The 26,740-nt window shown below is 39.5% G+C and carries 20 protein-coding genes and 5 tRNA genes; 2 read left to right on the forward strand and 23 right to left on the reverse strand.

The window, feature by feature from the left end:
- Nucleotides 1-94 precede the first annotated feature (94 nt).
- The 20 genes from rpoB to AC1D0K_RS10370 all read right to left on the reverse strand — a co-directional run bounded on the left by rpoB (nucleotide 95) and on the right by AC1D0K_RS10370 (nucleotide 15,363).
- Nucleotides 95-3,898: a DNA-directed RNA polymerase subunit beta gene (gene rpoB / locus AC1D0K_RS10275; RefSeq protein ID WP_295717263.1), complete on the reverse strand. Its 3,804-nt coding sequence runs from the start codon at nucleotides 3,896-3,898 to the stop codon at nucleotides 95-97.
- Nucleotides 3,899-4,123: 225 nt separating this feature from the next.
- Nucleotides 4,124-4,507, reverse strand: a complete 384-nt coding sequence (rplL, locus tag AC1D0K_RS10280) for a 50S ribosomal protein L7/L12 (RefSeq protein ID WP_073405423.1) — start codon at nucleotides 4,505-4,507, stop codon at nucleotides 4,124-4,126.
- A gap of 63 nt (nucleotides 4,508-4,570) precedes the next feature.
- Nucleotides 4,571-5,089: a 50S ribosomal protein L10 gene (gene rplJ / locus AC1D0K_RS10285; protein WP_477441910.1), complete on the reverse strand. Its 519-nt coding sequence runs from the start codon at nucleotides 5,087-5,089 to the stop codon at nucleotides 4,571-4,573.
- A gap of 2 nt (nucleotides 5,090-5,091) precedes the next feature.
- On the reverse strand, nucleotides 5,092-5,790 hold the full coding sequence (rplA, locus tag AC1D0K_RS10290; RefSeq protein WP_295717261.1) for a 50S ribosomal protein L1: 699 nt from the start codon (nucleotides 5,788-5,790) through the stop codon (nucleotides 5,092-5,094).
- An 81-nt stretch (nucleotides 5,791-5,871) separates the two neighbouring features.
- Nucleotides 5,872-6,312: a 50S ribosomal protein L11 gene (gene rplK / locus AC1D0K_RS10295; protein ID WP_184542728.1), complete on the reverse strand. Its 441-nt coding sequence runs from the start codon at nucleotides 6,310-6,312 to the stop codon at nucleotides 5,872-5,874.
- Between the two features lie 190 nt (nucleotides 6,313-6,502).
- A complete protein-coding gene (gene nusG, locus AC1D0K_RS10300) occupies nucleotides 6,503-7,045 on the reverse strand; it encodes a transcription termination/antitermination protein NusG (protein ID WP_290324705.1) in 543 nt (180 codons plus the stop codon).
- A 16-nt stretch (nucleotides 7,046-7,061) separates the two neighbouring features.
- A complete protein-coding gene (gene secE / locus AC1D0K_RS10305; protein ID WP_295717257.1) occupies nucleotides 7,062-7,256 on the reverse strand; it encodes a preprotein translocase subunit SecE in 195 nt (64 codons plus the stop codon).
- Nucleotides 7,257-7,275: 19 nt separating this feature from the next.
- A tRNA-Trp gene (locus tag AC1D0K_RS10310) sits at nucleotides 7,276-7,346 on the reverse strand.
- Between the two features lie 75 nt (nucleotides 7,347-7,421).
- Nucleotides 7,422-8,609 carry an elongation factor Tu gene (gene tuf, locus AC1D0K_RS10315; protein WP_477463052.1) on the reverse strand — a complete coding sequence of 396 codons (1,188 nt, stop codon included), beginning with the start codon at nucleotides 8,607-8,609 and terminating at the stop codon, nucleotides 7,422-7,424.
- A 68-nt stretch (nucleotides 8,610-8,677) separates the two neighbouring features.
- Nucleotides 8,678-8,749 (reverse strand) — tRNA-Thr (locus tag AC1D0K_RS10320).
- Between the two features lie 84 nt (nucleotides 8,750-8,833).
- Nucleotides 8,834-8,906 (reverse strand) — tRNA-Gly (locus AC1D0K_RS10325).
- Between the two features lie 147 nt (nucleotides 8,907-9,053).
- Nucleotides 9,054-9,134: transfer RNA gene (locus AC1D0K_RS10330), tRNA-Tyr, on the reverse strand.
- A gap of 66 nt (nucleotides 9,135-9,200) precedes the next feature.
- Nucleotides 9,201-9,273: transfer RNA gene (locus tag AC1D0K_RS10335), tRNA-Thr, on the reverse strand.
- A gap of 238 nt (nucleotides 9,274-9,511) precedes the next feature.
- On the reverse strand, nucleotides 9,512-9,859 hold the full coding sequence (gene hpf, locus AC1D0K_RS10340) for a ribosome hibernation-promoting factor, HPF/YfiA family (protein ID WP_295717254.1): 348 nt from the start codon (nucleotides 9,857-9,859) through the stop codon (nucleotides 9,512-9,514).
- A 13-nt stretch (nucleotides 9,860-9,872) separates the two neighbouring features.
- On the reverse strand, nucleotides 9,873-10,820 hold the full coding sequence (locus AC1D0K_RS10345; RefSeq protein ID WP_477394968.1) for a tyrosine-type recombinase/integrase: 948 nt from the start codon (nucleotides 10,818-10,820) through the stop codon (nucleotides 9,873-9,875).
- Between the two features lie 50 nt (nucleotides 10,821-10,870).
- Nucleotides 10,871-11,062, reverse strand: a complete 192-nt coding sequence (rpsU, locus tag AC1D0K_RS10350; protein ID WP_295717253.1) for a 30S ribosomal protein S21 — start codon at nucleotides 11,060-11,062, stop codon at nucleotides 10,871-10,873.
- 488 nt (nucleotides 11,063-11,550) lie between these two features.
- Nucleotides 11,551-12,081 (reverse strand): hypothetical protein, encoded by a 531-nt coding sequence (locus AC1D0K_RS10355; protein WP_477394970.1) that lies wholly within the window; start codon nucleotides 12,079-12,081, stop codon nucleotides 11,551-11,553.
- Between the two features lie 248 nt (nucleotides 12,082-12,329).
- Nucleotides 12,330-13,508: an acyl-CoA dehydrogenase gene (locus AC1D0K_RS10360; RefSeq protein WP_477394972.1), complete on the reverse strand. Its 1,179-nt coding sequence runs from the start codon at nucleotides 13,506-13,508 to the stop codon at nucleotides 12,330-12,332.
- 461 nt (nucleotides 13,509-13,969) lie between these two features.
- On the reverse strand, nucleotides 13,970-14,497 hold the full coding sequence (locus tag AC1D0K_RS10365) for an adenine phosphoribosyltransferase (RefSeq protein ID WP_295717250.1): 528 nt from the start codon (nucleotides 14,495-14,497) through the stop codon (nucleotides 13,970-13,972).
- The gene (locus AC1D0K_RS10370) at nucleotides 14,494-15,363 is read right to left on the reverse strand and encodes a ComEA family DNA-binding protein (RefSeq protein WP_477394975.1); all 870 of its coding nucleotides are present in this window, start codon (nucleotides 15,361-15,363) and stop codon (nucleotides 14,494-14,496) included. Before AC1D0K_RS10370 ends, AC1D0K_RS10365 begins: the two co-directional genes overlap by 4 nt.
- Nucleotides 15,364-15,437: 74 nt before the next feature.
- Here AC1D0K_RS10370 and AC1D0K_RS10375 point away from each other — a divergent pair, with 74 nt between their 5' ends.
- Both AC1D0K_RS10375 and AC1D0K_RS10380 read left to right on the forward strand, forming a co-directional pair.
- Nucleotides 15,438-17,192: a lysophospholipid acyltransferase family protein gene (locus AC1D0K_RS10375; RefSeq protein WP_295717248.1), complete on the forward strand. Its 1,755-nt coding sequence runs from the start codon at nucleotides 15,438-15,440 to the stop codon at nucleotides 17,190-17,192.
- Between the two features lie 149 nt (nucleotides 17,193-17,341).
- Nucleotides 17,342-18,760 carry an APC family permease gene (locus tag AC1D0K_RS10380; protein WP_477394979.1) on the forward strand — a complete coding sequence of 473 codons (1,419 nt, stop codon included), beginning with the start codon at nucleotides 17,342-17,344 and terminating at the stop codon, nucleotides 18,758-18,760.
- A 70-nt stretch (nucleotides 18,761-18,830) separates the two neighbouring features.
- Here the strand turns inward: AC1D0K_RS10380 and AC1D0K_RS10385 are convergent, their stop codons facing one another.
- The 3 genes from AC1D0K_RS10385 to AC1D0K_RS10395 all read right to left on the reverse strand — a co-directional run bounded on the left by AC1D0K_RS10385 (nucleotide 18,831) and on the right by AC1D0K_RS10395 (nucleotide 26,605).
- Complete coding sequence (locus AC1D0K_RS10385) at nucleotides 18,831-22,109, reverse strand: TonB-dependent receptor (protein WP_477441912.1); 3,279 nt, start codon at nucleotides 22,107-22,109, stop codon at nucleotides 18,831-18,833.
- Nucleotides 22,110-22,295: 186 nt separating this feature from the next.
- Entirely contained in the window at nucleotides 22,296-23,735 is a 1,440-nt protein-coding gene (locus AC1D0K_RS10390) for a hypothetical protein (protein ID WP_477394983.1), read from the reverse strand.
- A 98-nt stretch (nucleotides 23,736-23,833) separates the two neighbouring features.
- The gene (locus AC1D0K_RS10395) at nucleotides 23,834-26,605 is read right to left on the reverse strand and encodes a TonB-dependent receptor (protein WP_477394985.1); all 2,772 of its coding nucleotides are present in this window, start codon (nucleotides 26,603-26,605) and stop codon (nucleotides 23,834-23,836) included.
- Nucleotides 26,606-26,740 lie beyond the last annotated feature (135 nt).

A 26,740-nucleotide genomic window follows, 5' to 3' on the forward strand; every position in this document is an offset into this window, starting at 1 on the left:
TTTTTTAAAGTTGAGGTGAAAGGTAAAAGGTGAAAGGCAAAAGGGTACGACGTTACGTCTTAAACCTTTCACCTTTAGCCTTTAAGCTTTAACCTTATTCTAATGTGATATCTAAACCTAAACCTCTTAATTCATGAACCAATACGTTGAATGATTCAGGAACTGATGGAGTTGGCAGGTTTTCACCTTTAACAATAGCCTCGTAAGTTTTGGCACGGCCGATAACATCATCCGATTTAACGGTTAATATTTCCTGCAGTATGTTTGCTGCACCGAATGCCTCGAGTGCCCAAACCTCCATCTCACCAAAACGCTGACCACCAAACTGGGCTTTACCACCCAATGGCTGTTGTGTAATTAATGAGTATGGCCCAATTGAACGTGCGTGCATCTTATCATCAACCATGTGACCTAATTTCAGCATGTATATAATACCTACTGTGGTCTGCTGATCAAAACGATCGCCTGTTAAGCCATTGTATAAATAGGTACGGCCAGATTCTGGTAAGTTTGCTTTTTTAACCCACTCTTCCACTTCAGTATGGCTCGCACCATCAAAAATCGGAGTAGCGAATTTAATGCCCAACTCTTTACCTGCCCAACCTAATACGGTTTCATATATCTGCCCTAAGTTCATACGTGAAGGTACACCCAGTGGGTTCAACACAATATCAACTGGCGTTCCATCTTCAAGGAAAGGCATATCTTCGTCACGTACAATACGCGCAACAATACCTTTATTACCGTGACGACCAGCCATCTTATCACCCACCTTAAGCTTACGCTTTTTGGCGATGTAAACTTTAGCCATTTGAACAATACCTGATGGCAGTTCATCACCCACACTGATAGCGAATTTATCACGACGGTAAGCACCCAGCTCTTCATTAACCTTGATGTTGTAGTTATGAAGTAAGGTTTTTATCTGGTCGTTTTTATCATCATCAGTTGTCCATTTAGTTGGGTTGATATTTTCATAGCTAAGCTCTACTAAAATTTTCTGGGTAAATTTAACACCCTTAGGTACATGCAGCTCTTTGTAAACGTTGTAAACACCTTGTGATGTTTTACCGTTCACGATCTCAAATAACTTTTCAATCAAAGTATTCTTAAGATCTTTTACAGCTTTATCATGTTTGTTATCCAGTTTCTCTAACTGTGCTTTTTCTTCGGCTTTCGACGTTTTTTTAGCACGGCTAAATAATTTGGTATCAATAACAACACCAGCAATTGATGGTGGAGTTTTTAAAGATGCATCCTTAACATCACCTGCTTTATCACCAAAAATGGCGCGTAACAGTTTTTCTTCCGGTGATGGGTCTGATTCGCCTTTCGGAGTGATCTTACCAATCAGAATATCGCCTTCCTTAACTTCGGCACCTACACGGATAATACCGTCTTCGTCCAAATCTTTAGTGGCTTCTTCTGATACGTTAGGGATATCTGGTGTTAATTCTTCTTCACCACGTTTGGTATCACGTACTTCCAATTCAAACTCTTCAACGTGAAGTGAAGTGAATATATCCTGTGATACAACGCGCTCAGATATTACTATCGCATCCTCAAAGTTATAACCTTGCCAAGGCATGAATGCCACTTTAAGGTTACGGCCTAAGGCAAGTTCACCTGCTTGTGTAGCATAACCTTCGCAAAGCACTTCTCCTTTTGATACCCTTTGGCCTTTTTTAACAATTGGCTTAAGGTTCATGGTAGTACTCTGGTTGGTTTTCTTGAACTTGGTTAAACGGTAGCTTCTTGAATCGCCATCAAATGATATCAGGCGGTCAAGATCATTACGGTCATATTTAATACGGATCTCGTTCGCGTCTACATATTCAACCACACCATCGCCTTCGGCATTGATCAGTGTACGTGAATCTTTAGCAACACGACCTTCCAGTCCGGTACCAACAATCGGCGCTTCAGGGCGTAACAAAGGTACAGCCTGGCGTTGCATGTTTGATCCCATCAATGCACGGTTAGCATCATCATGTTCCAGGAACGGAATTAATGAAGCCGCGATTGAGGTGATCTGGTTTGGAGCAATATCCATTAAGTCGAGTTTCTCCGGATCAATGATCGGGAAATCACCCTCAAAACGTGCTTTTACTTTCGGAAGCGCGAATACTCCGTTATCATCATAATGCGCGTTAGCCTGGCCAATAGTTTTACCGTCTTCATCCTCTGCAGATAAATAGATAACCGGCTCATTAACCTGTACTTTACCTTCAACCACACGCTTGTATGGTGTTTCAATAAAGCCTAAGTTGTTGATCTTGGCATGTACGCAAAGTGAAGAGATCAAACCAATGTTTGGTCCTTCGGGAGTTTCAATAGTACACAACCTACCGTAGTGGGTATAGTGAACGTCACGAACCTCGAAACCTGCACGCTCACGTGACAGACCACCGGGCCCAAGGGCTGACAGACGACGCTTGTGCGTGATCTCTGCCAGTGGATTGGTTTGGTCCATGAACTGTGATAACTGGTTTGTTCCGAAGAACGAGTTGATCACAGATGATAATGTACGTGCGTTAATTAGGTCTGTTGGAGTAAACACCTCGTTGTCACGGATGTTCATACGCTCACGAATAGTACGTGCCATACGGGCTAAACCTACACCAAACTGAGCATATAACTGCTCACCTACTGTACGAACGCGACGGTTTGACAAGTGATCAATATCATCCACCTCAGCTTTAGAGTTGATCAACTTGATCAGGTACTTAACAATGGCAATGATATCCTGCTTGGTTAAAACCTTAGTTTCATCTGAGGTATTTAACTTAAGCTTACGGTTGATGCGGTAACGGCCCACATCGCCCAGATCATATCTCTTATCCGAGAAGAACAAACGATCGATGATACCACGAGCAGTTTCCTCATCAGGTGGTTCAGCGTTACGTAATTGACGGTAGATATGCTCAACCGCTTCCTTCTCAGAGTTTGAAGTATCTTTTTGTAATGTATTATATATGATAGTATAATCACCGCTGGTTGAAGCATCTTCCTTATTAAGGATAATGGTTTTAACCCCAGCATCAATGATCATATCAATATGGTCATCTTCCAGTACGGTTTCACGCTCAAGAATGATCTCATTACGGTCGATAGATACTACTTCACCTGTATCTTCATCCACAAAATCTTCAACCCATTTTTTAAGCACCCTTGCAGCAAGCTTACGGCCAATGAATTTCTTCAAACCAGATTTGCTTACTTTTACTTCGTCGGCAAGTTCAAATAACTCTAATATATCTTTATCAGAATCATAACCAATTGCACGAAGTAACGTGGTAACCGGGAATTTCTTTTTACGGTCAATATAAGCATACATCACGTTGTTAACGTCAGTTGCAAACTCAATCCATGAACCTTTGAAAGGTATTACACGGGCAGAGTATAATTTTGTACCGTTGGTGTGGCGGCTTTGGCCAAAGAATACACCTGGTGAACGGTGTAATTGAGATACAATTACACGCTCGGCGCCATTAATAACAAACGTACCTTTAGGAGTCATGTAAGGGATAGTTCCCAGATACACGTCCTGTACAATTGTTTCAAAATCCTCGTGCTCCTCATCATTACATGACAGGCGAAGCTTGGCTTTTAATGGTACACTATAAGTTAATCCGCGCTCGATACACTCTTGTATATCATAACGTGGCGGATCAATAAAGTAATCCAGAAACTCTAAAACGAAGATGTTTCTTGAATCTGAGATAGGAAAATTTTCAGCAAACACTTTAAACAAACCTTCTTTATAGCGGTTGTCTGAGGTGGTTTCCAATTGAAAAAATTCCTGGAAAGATTGTAACTGAACATCCAGGAAATCGGGGTAATCAAGTACCTTTCTACTGGTTGCAAAGTTTACTCTTTGATTAATTTTGTTTGCCAAGGTGTTTAATTTTTAGTTTATTAATAAACTTTTGTAGATGTAAGATTTGAGATGTGAGATTTGAGACGGGAATGATGTTTTAAAGACTTTAGCGTTACTAATAAACGGTAAAGCCTCATATCTCAAATCTCATATCTATTATCTTCTCAATCCAAACCTTTATAAACAGCAATAGACCCCGACCAAAATAGGTCGGAGTCTCATGCTATATTTTATTGGGTTAACTTATTTAACCTCAACTACTGCTCCAGCTTCTTCTAATTGTTTTTTCAAAGATTCAGCTTCTTCTTTAGTTACGCCAGTTTTAACTTCTTTTGGTGCACCGTCAACAAGATCTTTAGCTTCTTTCAAACCTAAGCCAGTTAAGTCTTTTACTAATTTAACAACTGCTAATTTAGCGCCGCCTGCTTCTTTCAGGATAACGTCAAATGCAGTTTGTACTGCTTCAGCAGCAGGGGCATCATCGCCACCAGCAGGAGCAGCAGCAACAGCAACAGCTGCAGCAGCAGGCTCAATACCATACTCATCTTTTAAGATCTGAGCTAATTCGTTTACTTCCTTTACTGTTAAGTTTACCAACTGTTCAGCAAACGCTTTTAAATCCGCCATTTTATTTAAATTTTACTTTTAATGCTTTTTGTTTATTATTATCGAACTTTAATAAGGTGTTCGTTAACCTCTTTCCTGTAATGTTTTTACTACGCCTGCAAGTATATTTCCGCCTGATTGTAATGCTGAAATAACGTTCTTTGCCGGTGATTGCAGTAAACCAATAATTTCGCCTATCAGTTGTTCCTTTGATTTTAGTTTGATCAAAGTATCTATCTGGTTATCACCGATAAATATTGCTGAATCAATATAAGCTGCCTTTAAAATCGGTTTTTCATTTCCTTTTCTTAATTGTTTAATCAACTTTGCCGGAGCAGTTGCTGATTTTGAAAAAAGGATTGATGATGAACCTTTTAATACTTCAAATATTGGGCTGTAATCGCCACCCGCAGCTTCCATAGCTTTTTTAATCAAGCTATTTTTCGCTACTTTCATCGTAATATCGCTTTCGAAACATTTACGACGGATGTTGTTGATCTTTGCAACTGATAAGTTAGAGGTATCAGTAATATAGAAATTACCGTACTCCTTCATTTGCTCAGTAAGGGCAAGAACAAGGTCGTGTTTTTCTTCTTTATTCATGATTAGATCCCCGCTACTGATTTAGTTTCAACTGTTATTCCCGGAGACATGGTTGAAGAGATATGAATGCTCTTGAAATATGTTCCTTTTGCTGCTGATGGTTTTAATTTTGAGATAACCTGCAATACTTCTAATGCATTCTCATAAATTTTATCTGCAGGGAATGATGCTTTTCCTATTGAGGTATGGATGATACCTGTTTTATCAACTTTGAAGTCAATTTTACCACCTTTAACCTCAGTTACAGCTTTTCCAACTTCTGGAGTTACTGTTCCTGATTTAGGGTTTGGCATAAGGTTACGCGGGCCTAATATTCTACCCAAACGACCTACCTTAGCCATAACACTTGGCATAGTGATGATAATATCAACGTCAGTCCATCCGCCTTCAATCTTGGCAATATAATCATCCAAACCTACGAAATCCGCACCTGCATCTTTAGCTTCTTGTTCCTTATCAGGAGTACAAAGCACCAATACACGTACAGTTTTGCCGGTTCCATGAGGTAATGTTGCAATACCACGTACCATTTGATTGGCTTTACGAGGGTCAACACCTAAACGAACGTCTATATCAACTGAAGAGTCAAATTTAGTAAGGGTTAATTCTTTAACTAAATTTGCTGCTGCTTCTAATGTATACGATTTGTTTGCCTCAATTTTGGAGAGTGCCGCTTTTTGATTTTTTGTTAATCTAGCCACTTCTTAAACTGATTTTGTATAAATTATTTAATTTTTGATCTGAGATCTGAGATTTAAAAAAATCCTAAATCCGAAATCAATTTAATTCCAGGGAGCCGTACCTGATACGGTTATTCCCATACTACGGGCAGTACCTGCCACCATTTTCATGGCTGATTCTACAGTAAATGCATTCAGATCTACCATTTTATCTTTGGCTATAGTTTCAACCTGCTCCCAATTTACATTGGCAACTTTTTTACGGTTGGGTTCAGCCGAACCACTTTTTAAACCGGTTGCTTCCAATAACTGGATTGCAACAGGAGGGGTTTTAATAATAAATTCGAAAGATTTGTCAACATAAACAGTAATCAAAACAGGCAACACCTTTCCAGCTTTATCCTGGGTACGTGCATTAAATTGCTTGCAAAACTCCATGATGTTCACACCTTTTGCACCCAATGCAGGGCCAATCGGAGGTGATGGGTTTGCGGCGCCGCCTTTAACTTGCAGCTTTACCATTGCACCGATCTCTTTTGCCATTTTAATTTACTTTAATTATAACTCAATGTTAGTAAGTGGAAGCTAAGTAACATTTAAGGTTTTTATTGGTATTAAGTAGTTAGTATCAAGTATCAAGACCTTTACTACTTTTAACCTATTTCTTTATTGGTATCTATTCATTCTATCAGCTTTGCAAGTCATCTTGCTACTTGATACTAACTACTTGATACTATTCTTTTTCTACTTGCATGTAATTCAATTCAAGCGGCGTACGGCGCCCGAATATCTTTACCATAACTTTTAATTTCTTCTTCTCTTCGTTAACCTCTTCAATCACCCCGCTAAATCCGTTGAAAGGTCCGTCCATTACTTTTACGCTTTCGCCAATGTAATATGGAACATTCATGGTTTCACCCTGGGCGCTCATTTCATCAACCTTACCTAAAATACGGTTAACTTCGGCTTGGCGTAATGGAATAGCATTACCGGCTTTATCGCCCAAAAATCCTATTACACTATTAATATTTTTGATGATGTGTTCAGTCTCGCCATCAAGTACGGCTTCCATCAATACATATCCAGGAAAATAGTTACGCTCTTTGGCTATCTTTTTTCCATCGCGCATTTGATAGTATTTCTCTGTAGGTATTAATACCTGTGGTACTAAATGCGTAATGCCCAAACGACTAATTTCGGCATCTATATATTGTTTAACCTTTTTTTCTTTACCACTTATGGCCCTCACCACATACCATTTCAATTGATCACTCATCTCTATCTCCTAAATATTATGTTAGTGAACTATAAAAAGCCGTAGTTAAACGTTGTAAAATCTGGTCCATACCAAAGATAAGCATAGCGATAATCATTGCAGCAACCAGTACCAATACGGCACTGCTTTGCAACTCGCGCCACGTTGGCCAGGTCACCTTCTCAGTTAACTCGATGTATGATTCTTTAATATATTCAGTTACGTTAGCCATCTTTACTACTTTGCTTATGCACGGGAACAAGGATTCGAACCCTGATCAAAGGTTTTGGAGACCTCTATTCTACCGTTGAACTATTCCCGTGTATATTTTTAATAAGAAAACATAAGCTTACCTTGTGGGTAAAACTTATGTTTCCAATTAACCTTTTTGAAACTCTTATTTCAAAATTTCAGTTACCTGACCAGCACCTACTGTTCTGCCACCTTCACGGATAGCGAAACGTAAGCCTTTTTCCATTGCGATAGCGTTGATCAACTTTACAGTGATTGTAACGTTATCACCTGGCATAACCATTTCTACACCTTCGCCTAATGAAATTTCACCAGTTACGTCAGTAGTACGGAAATAGAATTGCGGGCGGTATTTATTGAAGAATGGAGTGTGACGGCCACCTTCTGCTTTTGATAATACGTAAACTTCAGCTTTGAAATCTGTGTGCGGAGTTACTGAACCTGGTTTGCAAATAACCATACCACGACGGATATCAGTTTTTTCAATACCACGTAACAATAAACCTACGTTGTCACCAGCTTCACCTCTATCAAGGATCTTACGGAACATCTCAACACCAGTTACAGTTGATTTCAAGTTTTCAGCACCCATACCAAGGATGTCAACTTGCTCACCTGAGTTGATAACACCACGCTCAATACGACCGGTAGCAACAGTACCACGACCAGTGATTGAGAATACGTCTTCAACCGGCATTAAGAAAGGAAGCTCAGTTAAACGTGGAGGGATAGGGATCTGTGAATCTACAGCATCCATCAACTCCATAATTTTTCCAACCCATTTAGGATCGCCGTTAAGACCACCTAAAGCCGAACCTTGAATTACAGCGATATCGTCTCCAGGATATTCGTAGAATGATAATAATTCACGGATTTCCATTTCAACTAACTCTAACAATTCAGGATCGTCAACCATGTCAACTTTATTCATGAATACAACCAATGAAGGCACACCAACCTGGCGGGCTAAAAGGATGTGTTCACGAGTTTGAGGCATTGGACCGTCAGTAGCGGCTACAACGATGATAGCACCATCCATCTGAGCAGCACCAGTAACCATGTTTTTCACATAATCCGCGTGACCTGGACAGTCAACGTGAGCGTAGTGACGGTTAGCAGTTGAGTACTCAACGTGAGCTGTATTAATAGTAATACMACGCTCTTTTTCTTCAGGAGCTGAATCGATTGAATCGAATGAACGAGCTTCTGAGAAACCTGCATCAGATAATACTTTCGTAATAGCTGCGGTAAGGGTTGTTTTACCGTGGTCAACGTGACCGATTGTACCGATGTTTAAGTGCGGTTTACTGCGGTCAAACTTTTCTTTTGCCATGATTTATAATTATTTTGTAGGTTAATTTATACTTAAAATTGTTATTCTTTATTCTCTTTATGCTATTGAGCCAACAATGGGATTTGAACCCATGACCTCTTCCTTACCAAGGAAGTGCTCTACCACTGAGCTACGTCGGCTATTGTTTAGTTTGCAGTTGTCAGCAATCTGGTGAAGTAGCTTTTAACTGCTTACTGCGCCCGGCTAACTGCCTGCTTTAACTGAGCGGAAGACGAGGTTCGAACTCGCGACCTATAGCTTGGAAGGCTATCGCTCTACCAACTGAGCTACTTCCGCTTGTTTAGTTTCCAGTTTATAATTTCAGTTGGCAGTATGCCAGGCTGATAATTCAAATCGGTAACCTTTTTAATCAAGTTAGCAGTTCACAATCATCTGAAAGCTTTAATTGCTATCTGAAAATTGTAAACTGCCGACTTAAAAAAGTGGGGGGAGAAGGATTCGAACCTTCGTAGCCGAAGCAGCGGATTTACAGTCCGCCCCATTTGACCGCTCTGGTATCCCCCCGTTAGTTGATTCCGGATTCGCAATGTTCAAAGTTGAAGCTAAACATTACTCTTCCGAAAAAAACTGAGCCTCCTATCGGGATCGAACCAATGACCTACTGATTACAAGTCAGTCGCTCTACCAGCTGAGCTAAGGAGGCTTATATTTTTTTTGCATTTCAATTTCTGAAACCTTTATGGCTCCATTTATCGAGCGGCAAAACTAACAACCTTTTTTATATTTTAAAGAACTATTTTCAGAAATATTTGCAGTCGTTAGCACCTCTCTGAAAGGGATTGCAAATCTACAAAAATTTACTTCGCTGCAAAATTTTTTATTAAAAAAAATCGACGGGCTTTAAACCCGTCGATTTTAGCCTCAAAAAGGCCTTTTTTATATTAAAATCCCTCTTCTGCCTCGGTCAAAATTACCTTTTTAGCGGCTGCGTCGGCAATTGCTTTCTTCTGTTTATGCTTTTCAATCTGCTTGCGAAGGCTTTCAACCGCTAAATCCGTTGCCTCTTCAAAAGTTTTGCATTTTTCCTTTGCAAAAATCTGGTTGCCCGGCAGCAATAGTTTAATCTCGGCAATTTTATTTGCCTCATCTTCCACATTCTCAAGCTTTAAGTAAACCTCGCCACTAATAATATGATCATAAAAAGTATCGAGTTTGTCTACCTTTTTCTGAATAAAATCTAATAATTTTCTGTCTGCGGTAAAATGAATTGATTGCACTGTAATTTTCATGTTTCCTCCTTAATTACGCCTTTGGATGGGCTAGTTTGTAAATAGACTTTAATCGTTCAACTGAATTGTGTGTATAAATCTGGGTCGCGCTAAGGTTAGCGTGGCCCAAAAGTTCTTTAATGGAGTTTAAGTCTGCCCCATTGTTTAATAAACTTGTTGCAAATGTGTGCCGTAGTACGTGAGGGCTCTTTTTATTCTGGGTTGATATATTGGAGAGGTATTTTTGCACTATCAGGTAAATTAGTTTGGGGTATGCATCAGCACCCTTACTTGTAACGATTAACATTACCGAATTGTTATGAAAATTTTGATTTTTCTTTAACTCCGAGTACCGTCCAAGTAAAATCCGTAGCTCGGTATTGATAGGAATGATGCGCTCTTTATTGCGTTTGCCCAGCACTTTTAAGGTACCTTCATAATCGTTAATATCACTGTCTTTCAGGCCCAAAAGCTCGGCCAGCCGCATGCCGGTGCCAAACAGCATTTCAACTACCAGTTTGTTGCGTAAACCTTCAAAATCGCCGTCGGTAACAATATCGTTATCCAGTATATGCGTAAGGCTTGCACTTTCAACAACAACCGGTAAATGCTTTGGTATTTTTTGCGAACGGATCTTCGATGCCGGATTTTGCGTAATTATCCCCTCCTGCAGTAAAAATTTAAAATATTTGCGCAGGGTAGCCATTTTCCGATTTACAGAGCGGGGCGTGAGCTTTTGGTCAATCAGCTCAACCATCCAGTTACGGATGTCGTGATAGCTAATCTGGTCGGGATGGGTAATGATGGATCCAGGCACAACAATGGCATTACCAGGGTTGTTAAGGAAGAGCATGAACTGATCCAGGTCTGATTGATAGGCTGATACCGTATGGGGAGAGTATCGCTTTTCGAACTTAATATATTGGATAAAACGCTCTAAAAACATAAAAACTATTTGAACATCCAGAGATTGAATGTACAAATAGTTTTAATATAGTGTTAAGAAATCCGAAAAAAATTCTTTTTAGGGAATTAAACAGTTTCTAAGTTCATATTTTGCTTGTAGATGGCATGTTTAACAACATGACGACGGGTTACAGATTTTTTTTCAAAAGCCTGACGACTACGTAGTTCTCTTAAAACTCCAGTTTTCTCAAATTTCTTTTTGAAGCGTTTCAATGCTTTGTCTAATGATTCGCCGTCTTTTACGTTAATAATGATCATAATTTCCTAAATACCTCCTTTCAAGGAGGGCCAAAGATAGAGACAAATATTTGAAAATCAAAGAGAGAAGTTGAATTTGTTTATTGGGTTGATTAGGTGAGTGGTTTTGTTTGAACTTTGATGGCGGGATCAGGGGGCATGTTGAGCTTTATGCCTTAGCGAAAGGGAAACACAAGGTTTAAAAAAATGCGTCATTGCGAGGTACGAAGCAATCCCCGACTTACAGAGTTAAGGGGTTTCTACATATCTCGTCCTGATCAATGTTTAGTACATACTGACCTACACCTCGTTTGGACGTCATTTGATGCTTTGCAGGCCGCTGTACTTGCCCCGGTTTATAAAACAATGATAGTAATAAAGTAAACAGCAAATAATACCTTTTCATTTCTTAAATATAAATCAGGAAATATTATTTAGGTAGATGGCTTCAAAAATTCAACACCATTTTCGTCCAATAAAAGGCCTGCGATAAGCAAGATATTAATAGACTATATTTTTTTATTTTTAATAGCACGCCATTGCGAAATCATCGCATAATTGGACCATATGAGCTTCTGCCTGCCTGGTGTTGAAAACAAGGGTTGAGTTGGTTTAGCGTTAATAGAATAATCATTATCTAATTCCTTTTGCAATATAATACCTATTTTAAATGCGATGGCCACACTTTCTTTTTTAGGGATTTCGATTATTATGTCTCTTTTAATATACTGATGAGGAGACAACGATAAAATTACGTTCGAATTTTTATAACAACTATGCTGAGCGAAGACTTTTAAATTTGGATTATCTGTTCTGTAAATATCCCACCAGGAACCTGACATGCTAAAGTATCTCAAAGTTGTTTCCGAGGCATTGGTGAATGTTACGGGCACCTTCAGGTAATTGTATTTCGCGCTTGTGTAAGGCACTCCGTACATAAACTCTATTTTGCTTTCATCAACGGACAAAATGTAATCCTCTCTATTCGAGGGTATTACCGGAAAATATTGGATTTTTGCGCGATAGTCAATCGAATCCATCGGTTTTAACGTCCTGGAGATTTTAAGAAACGAGGCTGCCTGCTGGCAAAAGCCAGGTTCAGCAAATGAAAGCGTGATAAGGATTATAATCAGGTGCTTTTTCAATATCTAAATTTAGATACCTCAGCGTTAGTTTCAACAACTAATATGTTATTTAATGTTAAATGCCGAATATCGAAGCAATCACTCCAATACCAGGCATTTATATAAACTATTCAATCTTGATACTTGATACTAACTACTTGATACTATCTCAATACTTCCCTGCTTATTACAATCTTCTGTATCTCGCTTGTCCCCTCTCCTATGGTGCAAAGCTTGGCATCACGATAGTATTTCTCCACCGGGAAATCCTTGGTGTAGCCGTAGCCCCCGAAGATCTGCACTGCCTCTGTAGCTACACGCACTGCGGTTTCTGATGCAAAGTATTTGGCCATAGCCGATTGTTTGGTTACCGGCTGGTGACGATTTTTGAGGTCGGCAGCCTGCATGATCAAGAGTTCTGATGCCTCTATCTCGGTTGCCATATCAGCCAGCTTAAAAGCTATGCCCTGGAAGTTACTGATAGATTGGCCAAACTGCTTACGCTCTTTAGAGTATGACACTGCAGCCTCAAAGGCTCCCTTAGCTATCCCCAATGATAATGCAGCTATAGAAATTCGACCGCCATCCAGCACCTTCATCGCCTGTTTAAAGCCTTCGCCTTCTACACCCAGCAGGTTCTCTTTGGGTACGCGGCAGTTATCAAAGATCAATTCAGTAGTTTCTGAAGCACGCATGCCCAGTTTGTTTTCTTTTTTACCATGGGTAAAGCCAGGAGTTCCCTTTTCAATAACCAGTGCCGAGATGCCGTGCGAATCGCCTTTTGCCCCGGTGCGCACCATGACTACGGCAACATTGCCCGATTTACCATGCGTAATCCAGTTTTTTGAACCGTTAACTATATAATGATCGCCATCCAATACCGCAGTGGTGTTCATCCCCAAAGCATCAGATCCGGTGTTGGCTTCCGTTAATCCCCAGGCACCAAGCCACTCAGCTGTAGCCAGTTTGGGCAGCCATTTCATTTTTTGCTCCTCGTTGCCAAAAGCCAGGATATGACCGGTACATAGCGAGTTATGAGCTGCAACCGATAAACCAATTGAGCCGCAAACTTTGGCTATCTCCACAATAACGGTAACATATTCAAAATAACCAAAGCCCGAGCCACCGTATTGTTCGGGCACAAATACACCCATCATACCCAACTCGCCCAATTTCTTAAAAAGTTCAACAGGAAAAACCTGGGCTTCATCCCATTCCATTACATGAGGTTTAATATTCCGCTCGGCAAAATCCCTTGCCATTTGACCTACCATGTGCTGATTTTCGTTCATAGAAAAGTCGAATCCGCCTATTGTCGGACCGTCTGTAAGTAAAGTTTCCATACTAATTTATATAACTGGTTATACAAATTAACGATTTAATTATCAGCTTGGTTTCACCAAAAATGCACCTGAATAGAAGTACAAAATGGTATCTGGTATGAAAAACAGGTTTAGTTTGAATAGGGTTATTTTTGGGTAAGAAAAGGAGTGAAAAATATTTTTAAAAAAATTGCTGATCGCAGGTTAATTGCCACTTAGGGCATAGTCTTGATACTGATATTAACTACTTGATACTGCTACTGGCGTTGCCTGCGGCCGGGCTCTATGCTCATACTACACAGGCCTTATCCACATGGGCCGGTATCCGCGCCGATCCCTAACGCAAAAAATCAAGTCAAACCGGATTTTGTCGAACTATTGAGATTTTCTGAATTAAGTTCTATTAATTCTTTAATTCCGAAAATTCTGGTTCAGACAGAATCATCTGAACATCAAAAATCTTGCTACTTGATACTGCAAAGCTAATACTCAGCTAATACCACCAGCGTATCGCTGATAGATGCTATCCTTTCGCGGCCTTTTAAAAAGCCAAGCTCAACCACAAAGGAGAAACCGGCTACTATGCCGCCCATTTCTGCAATGAGTTCACTGGCGGCAGTTACTGTGCCGCCGGTAGCCAGCAGATCATCATGAATCAGGACATGCTGCCCGGGTTCAAAGGCATCTGTATGGCATTCTATTATCGCATCGCCATACTCCAATTTGTATGCTTTCTGTTTTATAGTAAATGGCAGCTTGCCCGCTTTGCGGATAGGCACAAACGGGATACCCAATTTGGTGGCCAGCGTAAGTCCAAATAAAAATCCCCTGCTTTCTATACCTGCTATAACATCAATCCGGGTACCCTTCAATTGTTCCACAAAGGCATTGATAATATTATCGCACAAAATGGGATCTTTTAATATCGGAGTAATATCCTTAAAAACTATCCCTGGCTTAGGGAAATCAGGAATATCGCGTATGGCTTTCTTTATTTGCTCGGTAATCATTTAAAAACTAAATAAGGCCCAATTTTACGCAAAATTCCGTCATCCAGTATGGCAATATTTTTCATATCGTCAATTGATTCATAATCGCCGTGCTGGGTATGATATTCCAAAATGGCATTCATCTGCTTAAAGCTCAAATAAGGGAAACGTTGTAATTGGTTAAAGGTGGCCGTATTTACGTTAAGTTTTCTAACGTTTTTCCCATCTACAGCTATACCATCCTTAATTTCGGCAAATTTAATATCATCGATACCAAACACCTCTTTCAATTGTTCCTTTTTGTAAAAGCCACCTAAACGCTCCCGGTATCTTATAATACGCCTGGCGAATGCTGGCCCTACCCCCCTGATCATAATGAGCCTTGCAGAATCGGCGCCATTAACTTCTATAACCTCGCCGGGAGCAGCTTTCTTTGTGTAATGATCATTTGCCGGTAAGTTGATATAAGGTTCCAGGCGTATATAGTCAGTATCAGTAATAGAGTAGATTTTTTTAACATCTGCTTTTGAGTAAAACCTGCCGCCTTTAGCCTCATAGTTTTTTATGACGTTTGCCTGATGCGCTGTTAGCCCCAGTTTTTCCCAATCGGCCACCGGTAAATTATTAGGATTAAAGGCAAACAGGTTGATTTTTACGTGTCTATCAGTTTTTTTAGCCAGATCGTCATCCAATTCTATACCTTTAGCTTTGGCAAGTATCGCAGCCGCTTTATTAAAATCATTAAAATTTATTGTATTATCTTTGCGGTTTGCCTGATAAATATATGGAGCTGCCAAAACCAATGCAGTTAAAATAATTAACACTACCATTCCGTTCCATTCTTTTTTAGTTATGGATAGGTAAGTTTTAATATGCGTCTTCATCATTATGAACTATCAGGCCTTAAAGTAAATGAAATTTCAGAATATTATTTATTAATAAAATACATTGTTATTTAAAAATGAAAGTAATAACCACCGAAGAGTTTGCCAAAGCCACTAAACTTGATAAGCTGAAAATGCCTGGCCTGGCCGCTTTGTTGATGGAAATCATGAAAATTAACCAGGTAAACGATTTGTTTGCCCAGGCACAGCCCAAACAAGGCATCGAATTTATTGATGCAATTTTGGCCGGTTGCGGTATTGACATTGAATTTGATGAACGCGACTTGAGGCACATACCCAAAACAGGCAGTTTTATTGCTATTGCCAACCATCCCTATGGTGGTATTGAGGGCCTGGTACTTTTAAAACTGTTATTAACAGTAAGGCCTGATGCCAAACTGATGGCCAACTTCCTGCTAAAAAAGATCCCTAACCTTACCGACTTTTTTATTGCTGTAAATCCATTTGAAAACGTAGAGCACTCTTCAAGCATCAGCGGTTTAAAAAACACGCTCGAGCTTTTGAATAACGGTACGCCAATAGGTATTTTTCCGGCCGGCGAAGTATCAACCTTTAAAGTGGAGCAACAGCAGGTGACTGATCGTCTTTGGCACCCGGTGGTTGGTAAAATAATAGCCAAGGCTAAAGTACCTGTTGTACCTATTTATTTCCATGGCAATAATGGCTTACTATTTAATTTATTAAGTCTTATCCACCCTGCCCTGCGTACGGCTAAGCTGCCTTCTGAGTTATTTAACAAGCATGGGCATACCATTAAGTTGCGTATTGGTAAACCCATTAACGTGCTGGAGATTCCTGATTATAATAACAGCGCTAAGCTGCTTAACTTTTTACGCGCCCGCACTTATGCTTTAGGTACAGGTTTAGAGGAAGAAAAAAAGATATTCAACCCGCGCAACCTGTTTAAGATAAAAAGACTGCCAACCGATATTGTTCCCGAAATTGATGCGGTAACACTTGAAAAGGAAATTGCCCCCCTGAGGGAGAATTATAAGGTATGGACCGAAAAAAACTATGAGGTATTTATAGTACCTACATCGGTTATCCCAAATGTAATACGCGAGATTGGGCGCCTGCGCGAAGTAACTTTCAGGGAGATTGGAGAAGGCACCAACAAAAGTATCGATCTTGATGAATACGATATTTATTATAACCACCTTTTCATCTGGGATTTTGAGGCTAAAATGATTGTAGGCGCCTACCGTATTGGTTTGGGCGATGAGATATTTTATAGCGTAGGTAAAAAGGGCTTTTACATTACCGAGCTTTTTAAACTTAAAACCCAGTTTACCCCCGTATTGCGTAAAAGTTTAGAGCTTGGCCGGTCATGGATCCGCAAGGAATACCAAACCAAGCCGCTGCCGCTATTCCTGCTATGGAAAGGCATTCTTAAATTTTTGATAGATAACCCAAGATACAGGTACTTGATTGGGCCGGTAAGTATCAGCAACTCGTTTTCAAAATTCTCCAAATCTCTCATAGTTGATTATATAAACCGGAATCACTTTGATCATGAACTGGCACAATATGTAAAGCCGCGTAAAAAGTTCAAGGTTGATTTTTCAAGTATTGATACCGATTTATTAATGGCTGGCGAGGATAGCTTTAAAGGCCTGGATAACCTGATATCAGAAGTAGAAACACGCAATATGAAAGTACCTGTATTGCTGCGCCAATACATCGCCCTTAACGCGAAAATTATCAGCTTTAATATCGATCCTAAATTTGCCGATTGCCTGGATGGTTTCCTGGTGCTTGATCTGGAGCAGGTACCACAGGATATTTTAGATAAACTGGGTAAAAATTTATAGAATAGCATTTTAAATATCCCCCCATAACAAAAATACTCCATCGGCCTGCCCGGTGGAGTATTTTTGTTTTTATACCTATCTACACTGTCACAATATTATCTCCCGAATTAACTTATATTGTTTGATCATTTCAAAATCCCCAAAAGATCATGCAGGAAAACAAACCCAATACTCAAAATGGCAGCCATTTAAAACAGGTACTTGGCCTGCCCACCGGCATTTTGCTGGTAGCGGGCATCATGATCGGTTCGGGCGTGTTTAAAAAAATTGTGCCCATGTCGCAAACGCTGGGCAGCGAGCCTTATATTTTAATGGCCTGGGTAATAGCGGGCATTATTACCATATTTGGCGCGTTTACCTATGCAGGCCTTGCCTCCATGACCACCCAAACAGGTGGAGTTTATGAGTACTTGCGCCTTATTTATGGAGACTTTGTTGCCTTTTTGTTCGGGTGGACAATCTTCAGCATAGTTGGTAGTGGCGCCATCGCGGCTTTATCATTTGTATTTGCACAGTCTGTCAATACGCTTATTCCGTTACCCAACCCACTTAATACATTTAAAGATGTCGGCATCTCGCAATCCATATATCCATTTGCCGATTCGGGAATTAAAATACTGGCCGTACTTACCATTATGTTGCTAACCTGGGTAAACTACAGGGGCGTAAATAAGGCAGGGATCTTAAACAATATTGTAACGGCAGCCAAAATACTGGGCATCTTACTGCTTATCGTTTCGGGGTTAATGTACAGCAATCACTCTGTCGCAAGCCAGGCGACAACATCTACTGTAACTCATCCGCAGGGCGCAGCCTTATTTAGTGGCTTATTTGGCGCCATGCTTAGCGCGCTATGGGCTTATGATGGTTGGGCTAATATTACTTTTGTTACCGGCGAAATCAAAAACCCTAAACGCAATATACCATTGGCTATTATCGGCGGCGTAGGCATCGCCATGACGCTGTATGTATTGCTTAACTATACCTATATGAAAGTATTGCCGGTATCACAATTGGCCGTGCTGGGTGCCGATAAGATAGCGGCTGCCGAAGTTGCCCGCATATTAATGGGTAAAGCCGGTGCTGTAATTATAGCTATACTTATTATGGTATGTACCTTTGGCGCACTTAACGGCTGCATTATATCGTATCCAAGAGTTTATTTTAGGATGGCGCAGGAGAGCGTTTTCTTTAAAAAGGCAGCTGTAGTTCATCCATCATTCAGCACCCCGCATATCGCGCTGCTTTATTCGGCTGTGTGGAGCGTGATACTTGTTTGCAGCGGCACTTTCGATCAAATTACTAACCTGGTTATATTTGCATCGTACGCGTTTTTCGGCTTAACTACGCTGGGACTGATACGGATGAAGATGAAAGGCATTGTAACAGCCAAAGTTATTGGCTACCCTGTAATTCCCATCATCATTATTTTATTCTGCGTTATCCTGGTGATAAATACCATTGTTACCCAAACCCAGGCATCCATTATCGGCCTGTTTTTAATTTTAAGCGGAATTCCGTTTTACTTATATTTTAAGAATAAGTATAAACAGGCCATTACTGATTGACCATACAAACTAAAAAAGTCCCTGCCGGATAAACCTGCAGGGACTTACTATTATGGTGTGTTTAGTAATGTTAGAAAGCGTAACGTATACCAAACTGCATTTGCCAGCGTGAAGCAAATAAATCAACAGAATATGGTAATCCTGGATCTGCAAAGGTATATTTTGGATAGCTTGTTGCTGCATTACCAAAACTTGGTGTGCCGTTTTTAGCTGGAGCTAAACCAATGCTTGAAGTTGAGTTGAAAGTATTAGCTGAGAAGTAATACTGACCCCATTTTTTGTTCAGCAAGTTAGTAAGGTTAACAATATCATAAGTGAAAGTGATCACTTGTTTGTGTTTACCGCTACCGAATTTAAAGTCTTGAGCAAAACGGAAATCAAGTTGATTATTCCATGGCGTAAACCCTCCATTACGTTGAGTAAAGTTACCACGACGTGATGATAAGTAGCTGCTTTTATCAATAAAGGCATCAAATGCAGCTGCTTGTTGTGCAGCAGTTTGTCCACCTACTATATCAGTAAAGAAGTTAGCTGTTTCGCCTTGTTTAGGAATGTAAGCTAAACTAACTTGTTGGCCTGTTCCGTCAATTGAACTTGGATAAAAACCATAAGTATATGGGTTACCAGATTGCGCGCTAAAGAAGAAGCTAAAGTTTGCAGTGTAGTTTTTGGCAGCATCCCAGTCATGACGGATGTTTACGTTTGAAACGATGCGGTGACGGATATCAAAGTTTGAGTTGGCTAAACCTGGATTATTAGGATTTAAAGCCTGGTTTAACTGCCAGTTTGATTCCATTGAGTTACGGATACCATTGGTAACATCTTTTGAATGGCCATAAGTATAGGCAACGTTACCACTTAAACCAAAAGGGAATGTTTTACCTACCTGCGCTGTTAAGCTATAACGGTAGCCAAGGCTTGTGTTTGATAACTCATAAGCATTAGTATATGATGAGTTAACTTTTTGATTTACAAATATTGGCTGTTGGTGTTGGGTATCGTAAGAATAATAAGTTACACTATCCTTAGTATTTACCTGCTGGAATTTCAAATCATGAACGGTTTTAGTATAAATACCTTCCAAAGTAAATTTCCATTGGTCATCAGTTGTATAATCAAACGCTAAACTGCTTCTCCAAACCTGTGGCATTTTAAATTTATTGTCAATTAAATCTACCTGGGTTGGGCCTGTAGCTGCAGTATTGAAACCTTGCTGATTAACATAGTTTAAACCTCCTGTTGGAGATGTTTGAACTGGGTTAGTACCAACTTTTTGAGCAGATTTATTATCATAAGCGCCATAAGTAGCACCGTTGTTGTAAAACGCATAACCAAACCATGCAAAAGGTACACGGCCGGTGAATAAACCGCTACCACCACGTACAATTAAGCTTTGATCGCCATTTACATCATAATTGAATGATAAACGTGGGTTAAACTCAACATTGTTCAAATAATTTTGTTTGATGTCGCGTGGCTTAGTGTAGGTAAATGTATTGCCGTAGTTAGGATCAACAGGAGCATTTGTTGTTTTGCTGCTCAATGGCTGTTTGTTAGGTACGCCTGCATAATCCAAACGTAAAGCTGCAGTTAATTTGAAATTATCAGTAAGCTGTATCTCGTCCTGACCGTATAAGCTTAACAAGTTAACGTTAAATTTAGCTGATGGGTGAGCTATTATATAATCACGAGTGTTATCAGTATAGTTAAAGTTAGCACGTACACGTGAAGGTGAGTTTGCTATAAAATTCTCGATACTGCTGTAAGCAACACGACCATTCCATGCGTTTACAAAGTTGTAAGTGATGTTATAAAACTCGTTGTGTGTACCAAACGTAAATGTGTGTCTACCTTTTGTTAAAGTAAAGTTGTCGGTAAACTCAGTAGTTTTTTGGTGCATATCAAATATAGCAGCCTCACGGTCGGTACCCATAAATATGGTAGTACCCGGGGTACGGCCTGTTATTTCAATTTGCGGCAAAGAAGGATCTGAAGTAGGATCACGGTAATCATGTACGTTTGAGTAACCAATAACTAAACTGTTACTCGCGCTATTTGAAAACCTTGATTTTAACTCAGCAACCGTTGATGTTGAGTTGTTATGAGATACATAATCAATACCACCAAAACGGAAGTTTTGTTGATCACGCTCTAAGTTTGTAGCTGTTGAGCTGATGGTATTGTTACGGATGGTTAACTGGTTATTATCGTTTATATTCCAATCTAACCTGTTAAAGAATTTATTTGAGTGCGAATAGATTGAAGTATTTGAATAAGTACCCGGATCAATACCATTTGGATTGGCCGCACTGGTTGTAAATGTTTTAAACGCGGCAACAAGTTTATTAGCATCCTGTAAGCTAAGGATCTGGCTTGAGCCACTTGCATCTGCACCACGGATAACAGGATCCTGACGACGGGCAATCTCCTCGTTGGTGAAGAAGAATAATTTATTCTTAATGATTGGGAAACCTAAACGGATACCGGTTTGGTAATCATGAAATGTAGAAGGTATTTTTGAACCATCGCCACCTGCAGCGGCAGATGCGTTATTGGGGCCTACTAAGAAAGCACCACGACCGTAACCATAAATTGAACCCGAAAAATCATTTGTACCGCTACGGGTTACAGCATTTATACTACCACCCAATACGTTACCAATTTTAATATCGTAAGGTGCAACCAATACCTGTACGTCTTGTATAGCATCTAATGATACCGGGCTTGTACGTGTACTGCTACCAACCTGACCAGAAGCGTTGTTTTGACCGCCTAATGATGGGCTAAAACCAATCGCATCATTATTGATGGCACCATCCAGTGTTACGTTATTGTAACGGTAGTTGGTTCCCTGGAAAGAGTTGTTGTTACTTTGAGGTGTTAACCTTGTCAAATCCTGTAAGCTGCGGTTGATAGTTGGCAGGTTTTTGATTTGATTTTGGTTGATGCGGGTACTTGCACCTGTTTTTGTACCACCGGCAGTACCTTTAATCTTCACTTCAGATAAAGTTGTAGTTTCATCGGCAAGCGCGAAGTTATAGGTAGCTGTACCTAAACTTAAAGTGATATCTGATCTTTCATCTTTTTTAAATCCGACAAAAGTAGCAGTGATGGTATAAGGACCACCCGGGTTAACGTTGGCAATTGTGTAACGACCATCGGAGTTGGTTTGCGAACCGTAACGTGTACCGGTACTTGTATTAAGTACGGTAATAGTTACACCTGGCAAGGTTACACCTTTTTGATCGGTAACTTTTCCACTAACTAAAGAGGTGGTAATCTGCGCATTAGCGACATTAGCAACCCCGATGATCAGCAGTGATAAAAGGATAAAGTAGAGCTTTTTCATTTGTGTTTATTTTGAACACAAAAGTCAGCCCCTAATGTTAACTTAAGATTAACACTGTATTATTATATTAACATCTGTTTAATGTAATAAGCTATTAGCTATAAATGTAAGCAATTTCTTTATTTTAATTTAAAAAGAAAGGGGGCGTTGCAAACGCTCCCCTCTCTTTTATTATATTATTTTGAATTATTTTACTGCACCTGGTGTAGTGTAAGGCAATACTTGCGGGTTAAAATTAGCCCAACCAGCACTCCAATCAGTTGTTCCAAATGCGCCTTTGTAAGCAACTTTCTCAAAGAAGGCATCAGCAACTTTTGCATCAGTATATAATGCACCGGTTAATGCTGCAGATGTAGCAGTTTGGATAAAGTTTGGTACACCTGCTCTTGCTGCAGGAGCTAAATCTGCTGCAAATTTATACGGATCTGTATAAACCGAAGAAGCATAAGCATCAACAGTAAATATATTGTTTAAAGTGATTTTAGGTGTAATCAATGCTAGAGTTGTTGCATTAGATGCTTTTATCTGGTTATTTTTAACATTGCTGCCTATAATAAGGTTATTAGCAAATACTGATTTACCTGCAATATAGTTGGCAGAAGCATTCTCAGTACCACCAGCCGGTAATGCATCATCATAAAAAATACCTTCTGTGTAACCTGCAATAACTGAATTTAATATGCTGATTGCTGAATTACGACGGATTTGAGCACCATGTTGAAAGTTTGCGTTTATAGAAGTAAAAGTTGCAGATTCTTTAGGACCTAATATGGTCATATTTGAAAATACTGCATTTGTTTGTGGGGTAACATTAGTACCTGAACTTAGGTTATCAGATTCAAATCCGTTTGATCCAGAAACGTCGGCAGTTGCAGCTAAACGCTGTGCTAAACCAAATTGTATTTTACCTGAAAAACCATTGTCTGTATCAAAATCATCATCCCAGCTATCAATTGCAAGTAAGTGTTTTGCATTTACAGTACCACCAAACCACTCATAAGCATCATCTCCTGAACGGTAAACCTCTACATACTCAATTGTAGTACCAGAGCCAACGCTACCTAATGACAAACCATTTAATTCGTTATCAGGGCCTAATGGAATACCTGCGTACTCAATACGTACATACTTTAATACACCTGAGTTATCAGCTGCATCAGTACCACCATGCTTGGCTTTATCTGTAGCATCAGATATACCTTCAATAGCCACTGAAGTACCAAGGTTATTAGGTGCTTTACCTAATAAAACTAATCCACCCCAGTCACCCTGTGAACGGCCGCCTGCGGCAATGTTTGAAGTAAATACAATTGGTTTATCCACTGTTCCTGTGGCGTTTATTTTTGAGCCACGTGTAATAATTAATGCACCCTTTGTTGCTTTGTCGCCTTTAATTATTGTTCCTGGCTCTATAGTCAGCGTAACATTGTTGGTAACGTAAACATTGCCTTTCAAAAGGTAAATTTTACTGGCCGTCCATGTGGTATTAGCAGTAACATCGGCACTAACTTCAACAACATTGCTGGTTACGGGAGGATTAACAGCCCCATCATCAGGGCTGCTTTTTGAACAACCTGATATAAGTACACTTAGGCTTAACGCAGCCATTAATAAGATTTTTTTCATTTTCGTTTTTTATTATTTATTGTTAATTGGGTAATTAATTGGGTGTGATAAATTAATTTTCAAATAGTTTTTAATAGATAACAGGGTTTAAGTTTATTTTAGAATGTATAGTTAAAAGCAAATGAATAATTGCTTCCTGATTTAAAGCGGCTCAGGGTTTGATCTGCATTCGCTTCATATTTTTTGCTCGTGTTATTGTCATAGTATAAAGTGCTTTGCTGGTTTAAAATATCGCCCGCATTAAACTTTATCTCACCTTTACCTTTTAAAACTTTAACACCCAATTGCAAATCAATTACGTCTCTCGGAGCTTCCCAAACGCTTGGGAAGGCCGCGCCGGCTGCTATAGAAAGCCTTCTGCCAACTTTGTTGTACAAAGCATTAAAGTTTAATTTATTGTTCAGGAAGCTATGCTGTAAACCTGCATTGATTACGTAAGGCGCTTGCCCTACAAGCGGACGCTTGGCTTCAAGAAAGTTTATACTTCCATCAGATGGGTTAAATACTTCTGATTTGATTATAGCGACATTGGCGTAAGCTGTAGTATTTTTGAAAAAATTGCCGGAAGCAATAAAATCTAATGATTTCCGCACTTCAAACTCAGCCCCATAAACAGTAGCTTTATCTGTATTAAAATAAGTGATAATACGTTGTGAACCTGCATCCTGGTTATATGTTTCAATCGCGTCCTTGAATCTTTTGTAGAAAACGGAAACTGAGATTATCTGACCGGCTGATGGATAAAACTCAAAACGAAGATCGGCATTATTGATAAGGGCTCTTTTAAGATTAGGATTACCTTGCAGCGATGCCAATAATTCATAATCATTAATGGCTGATGTAGCTAACTCCCTGAATTCCGGGCGGGCCAATGTGCGGTAATAGGATGCTCTTAAGTTAATTTTTTCTGTTAAGCTATAGGTGAAATTAGCTGATGGAAGTACGTCAACATAATTTTGTTTTACTTTATTTAAATTGTCTTTTGATGTCAGATCCAGTTTAAACTGCTCAACCCTGGCTCCCCAAACTACCCTGAAATTTTCACCTATCTTATTATCCAGCATTGCATAGCCGGCATTTGTAAGTGAATTTGCCGAATAAGAATCAGGCTTAGGATTAATCTCATCAATTTTGTAAATATTATTGTTGATAAGGTCTTTGCCAAAAAGGGTACTTAAAGGTCTTTCTCTCACTTCCGGATCATCATTTCTTAACAAGACGCCTATAAACCTGATGTCGAAATTCCTGTCGCGATAAAAAGAGTTTAACCCGGTTTTTAATGTTGCCGTTTTATTAAACATTTTTATTGGCTGCGAATAATTAACGGCTGCAGAATATGCGTTTTCATTCAACTTTGAATATTGCCTTGCATTGTCTTTTCCTAATGTTGATAAATTGGCTCCAAAGCCAACGTCCGGATTATTTCTATCTGCAATAAGCCTTGTGTAACTAACTTTACGCTGATCTGGCTGATCATTCAATACATTACTATAACTTAATGACCAGTTAATTTTAGCATTATTGTCTCCTATAGGATGATTACCTTCAATAGTAGATTTTAGTAAAGATTTTTGCAATAAGTCAAAGGCAAAAAACTTTACATCACTTGATGTTGCAGCGTTTGTACCTGTCCTGGATAAGAACTGGTCGTCATATATCCTGTTGTAGGTATTTTTAAAGGTTATTTTATTCTTGCCAAAAGTGTAACCAAAATTAGCTAACGCGCCTATATTGGTCGAGAACTTGTAAATATTATCCTTGTAATCGTAATCATAATAATCACGCACTACATCGTTGTAAATATTTTGCGAATTACGGTATGTTAATGAAATAATAGCACCAAACCTGTTTCCGCTTTTTTCAAAGTTTTTTACCCTGCCAATAGTAAACTGGTAGTTTTGAGTAGGCAAGGCTTTATTATTATAGATATTCCAATCCTGTGGTAATTTTTTAAGGGCCGATATATTCTGTTCTGTTGTAAGGCCATTTATTATCCTGGTGGATGAAGGAAAACCAGCAGCTAAACTTTTGTCGCCATTATCAAATCCCAAGTAATCAGTAGCGTTCCTTGTTCCACTTTTAAAATCCTTAAAAGTAGACGCGGTATTGTAACCGCCGCCAATTCCCAGTGTAACAAAATTCTGATCAGGAAGGTCTTTAGTGGTGATTTGAATCGCACCACCTGTAAAATCAGCAGGCAAATCAGGAGTTCCGGTTTTACTGATGACGATATTTTCTACAAGATTAGAAGGTACAATATCGAATGAGAATGCTTTTCTGTTAGGCTCTGTACTGGGTAGTTGAGCTCCATCCAGCAGTGCTGTATTATATCGGTCACTTAATCCTCTGATAACAACAAACTTGTTATCCTGTATGGTTGCTCCGCTTACCCTTTTTAACACATCGGCCGTACTCCTGTCTGGTGATTTCCTGATAGTTTCCGATGATATACCATCCGATATAGATGCGCTGTTTTTTTGAACCGCATATAACGAGGCAACAGAAGCCTGGCGAAAGGTGGCCTTTACAACAACCTCTTTAAGCGCCTGGGTAGTGGCTTCCTGCAAGGCCACATCAAGATTAGTTACAACTCCGGCTTTCACCTCAACATCGGATATCGATTTGCTTTGATAACCTATATACCGTACAATGATAATGTACTTACCGGGCTGAAGCGCTGCTAATATATAGTGGCCGTCAACATTGGTAGATGCACCGTTAGTTGAGCCTTGGATGCCAATAGATGCACCAATAAGAGTTTCGCTTGTTTTTTGGTCTATTACTTTACCGGCAATTTTGCCAGTTCCCTGCGCAAATAGTAAACTGGTATAAAAAGTAAATATTAACGAAAGGATGAGTAATTTTTTCACGTGCTAATTTTAATCAGCTGCAAAACTACCCGGGGCGTATTAATTTCATGTTAACTCAAAATTATCAAATCGAATATCTTAGATATTAAATTTATATTGAATTTAGATTGCAGATAAATGAAGATTAGATGAAGA

This window comes from Mucilaginibacter sp. P1_A3 (genome assembly GCF_056406855.1).

Bases quoted from the DNA above. Each gene is read 5' to 3' on its own strand.
- rplL (WP_073405423.1), bottom strand. From the start codon at position 4,507: ATGGCGGATTTAAAAGCGTTTGCTGAACAGTTGGTAAACTTAACAGTA.
- rplJ (WP_477441910.1), bottom strand. From the start codon at position 5,089: ATGAATAAAGAAGAAAAACACGACCTTGTTCTTGCCCTTACTGAGCAA.
- rplK (WP_184542728.1), bottom strand. From the start codon at position 6,312: ATGGCAAAAGAGATCGGTGCAATGGTAAAGCTGCAAGTTAAAGGCGGC.
- nusG (WP_290324705.1), bottom strand. From the start codon at position 7,045: ATGAGTGATCAATTGAAATGGTATGTGGTGAGGGCCATAAGTGGTAAA.
- secE (WP_295717257.1), bottom strand. From the start codon at position 7,256: ATGGCTAACGTAACTGAATATATTAAAGAATCATACATCGAGTTAACT.
- hpf (WP_295717254.1), bottom strand. From the start codon at position 9,859: ATGAAAATTACAGTGCAATCAATTCATTTTACCGCAGACAGAAAATTA.
- rpsU (WP_295717253.1), bottom strand. From the start codon at position 11,062: ATGATCATTATTAACGTAAAAGACGGCGAATCATTAGACAAAGCATTG.
- AC1D0K_RS10355 (WP_477394970.1), bottom strand. From the start codon at position 12,081: ATGGATTCGATTGACTATCGCGCAAAAATCCAATATTTTCCGGTAATA.
- AC1D0K_RS10360 (WP_477394972.1), bottom strand. From the start codon at position 13,508: ATGGAAACTTTACTTACAGACGGTCCGACAATAGGCGGATTCGACTTT.
- AC1D0K_RS10365 (WP_295717250.1), bottom strand. From the start codon at position 14,497: ATGATTACCGAGCAAATAAAGAAAGCCATACGCGATATTCCTGATTTC.
- AC1D0K_RS10370 (WP_477394975.1), bottom strand. From the start codon at position 15,363: ATGATGAAGACGCATATTAAAACTTACCTATCCATAACTAAAAAAGAA.
- AC1D0K_RS10375 (WP_295717248.1), top strand. From the start codon at position 15,438: ATGAAAGTAATAACCACCGAAGAGTTTGCCAAAGCCACTAAACTTGAT.
- AC1D0K_RS10380 (WP_477394979.1), top strand. From the start codon at position 17,342: ATGCAGGAAAACAAACCCAATACTCAAAATGGCAGCCATTTAAAACAG.
- AC1D0K_RS10385 (WP_477441912.1), bottom strand. From the start codon at position 22,109: ATGAAAAAGCTCTACTTTATCCTTTTATCACTGCTGATCATCGGGGTT.
- AC1D0K_RS10390 (WP_477394983.1), bottom strand. From the start codon at position 23,735: ATGAAAAAAATCTTATTAATGGCTGCGTTAAGCCTAAGTGTACTTATA.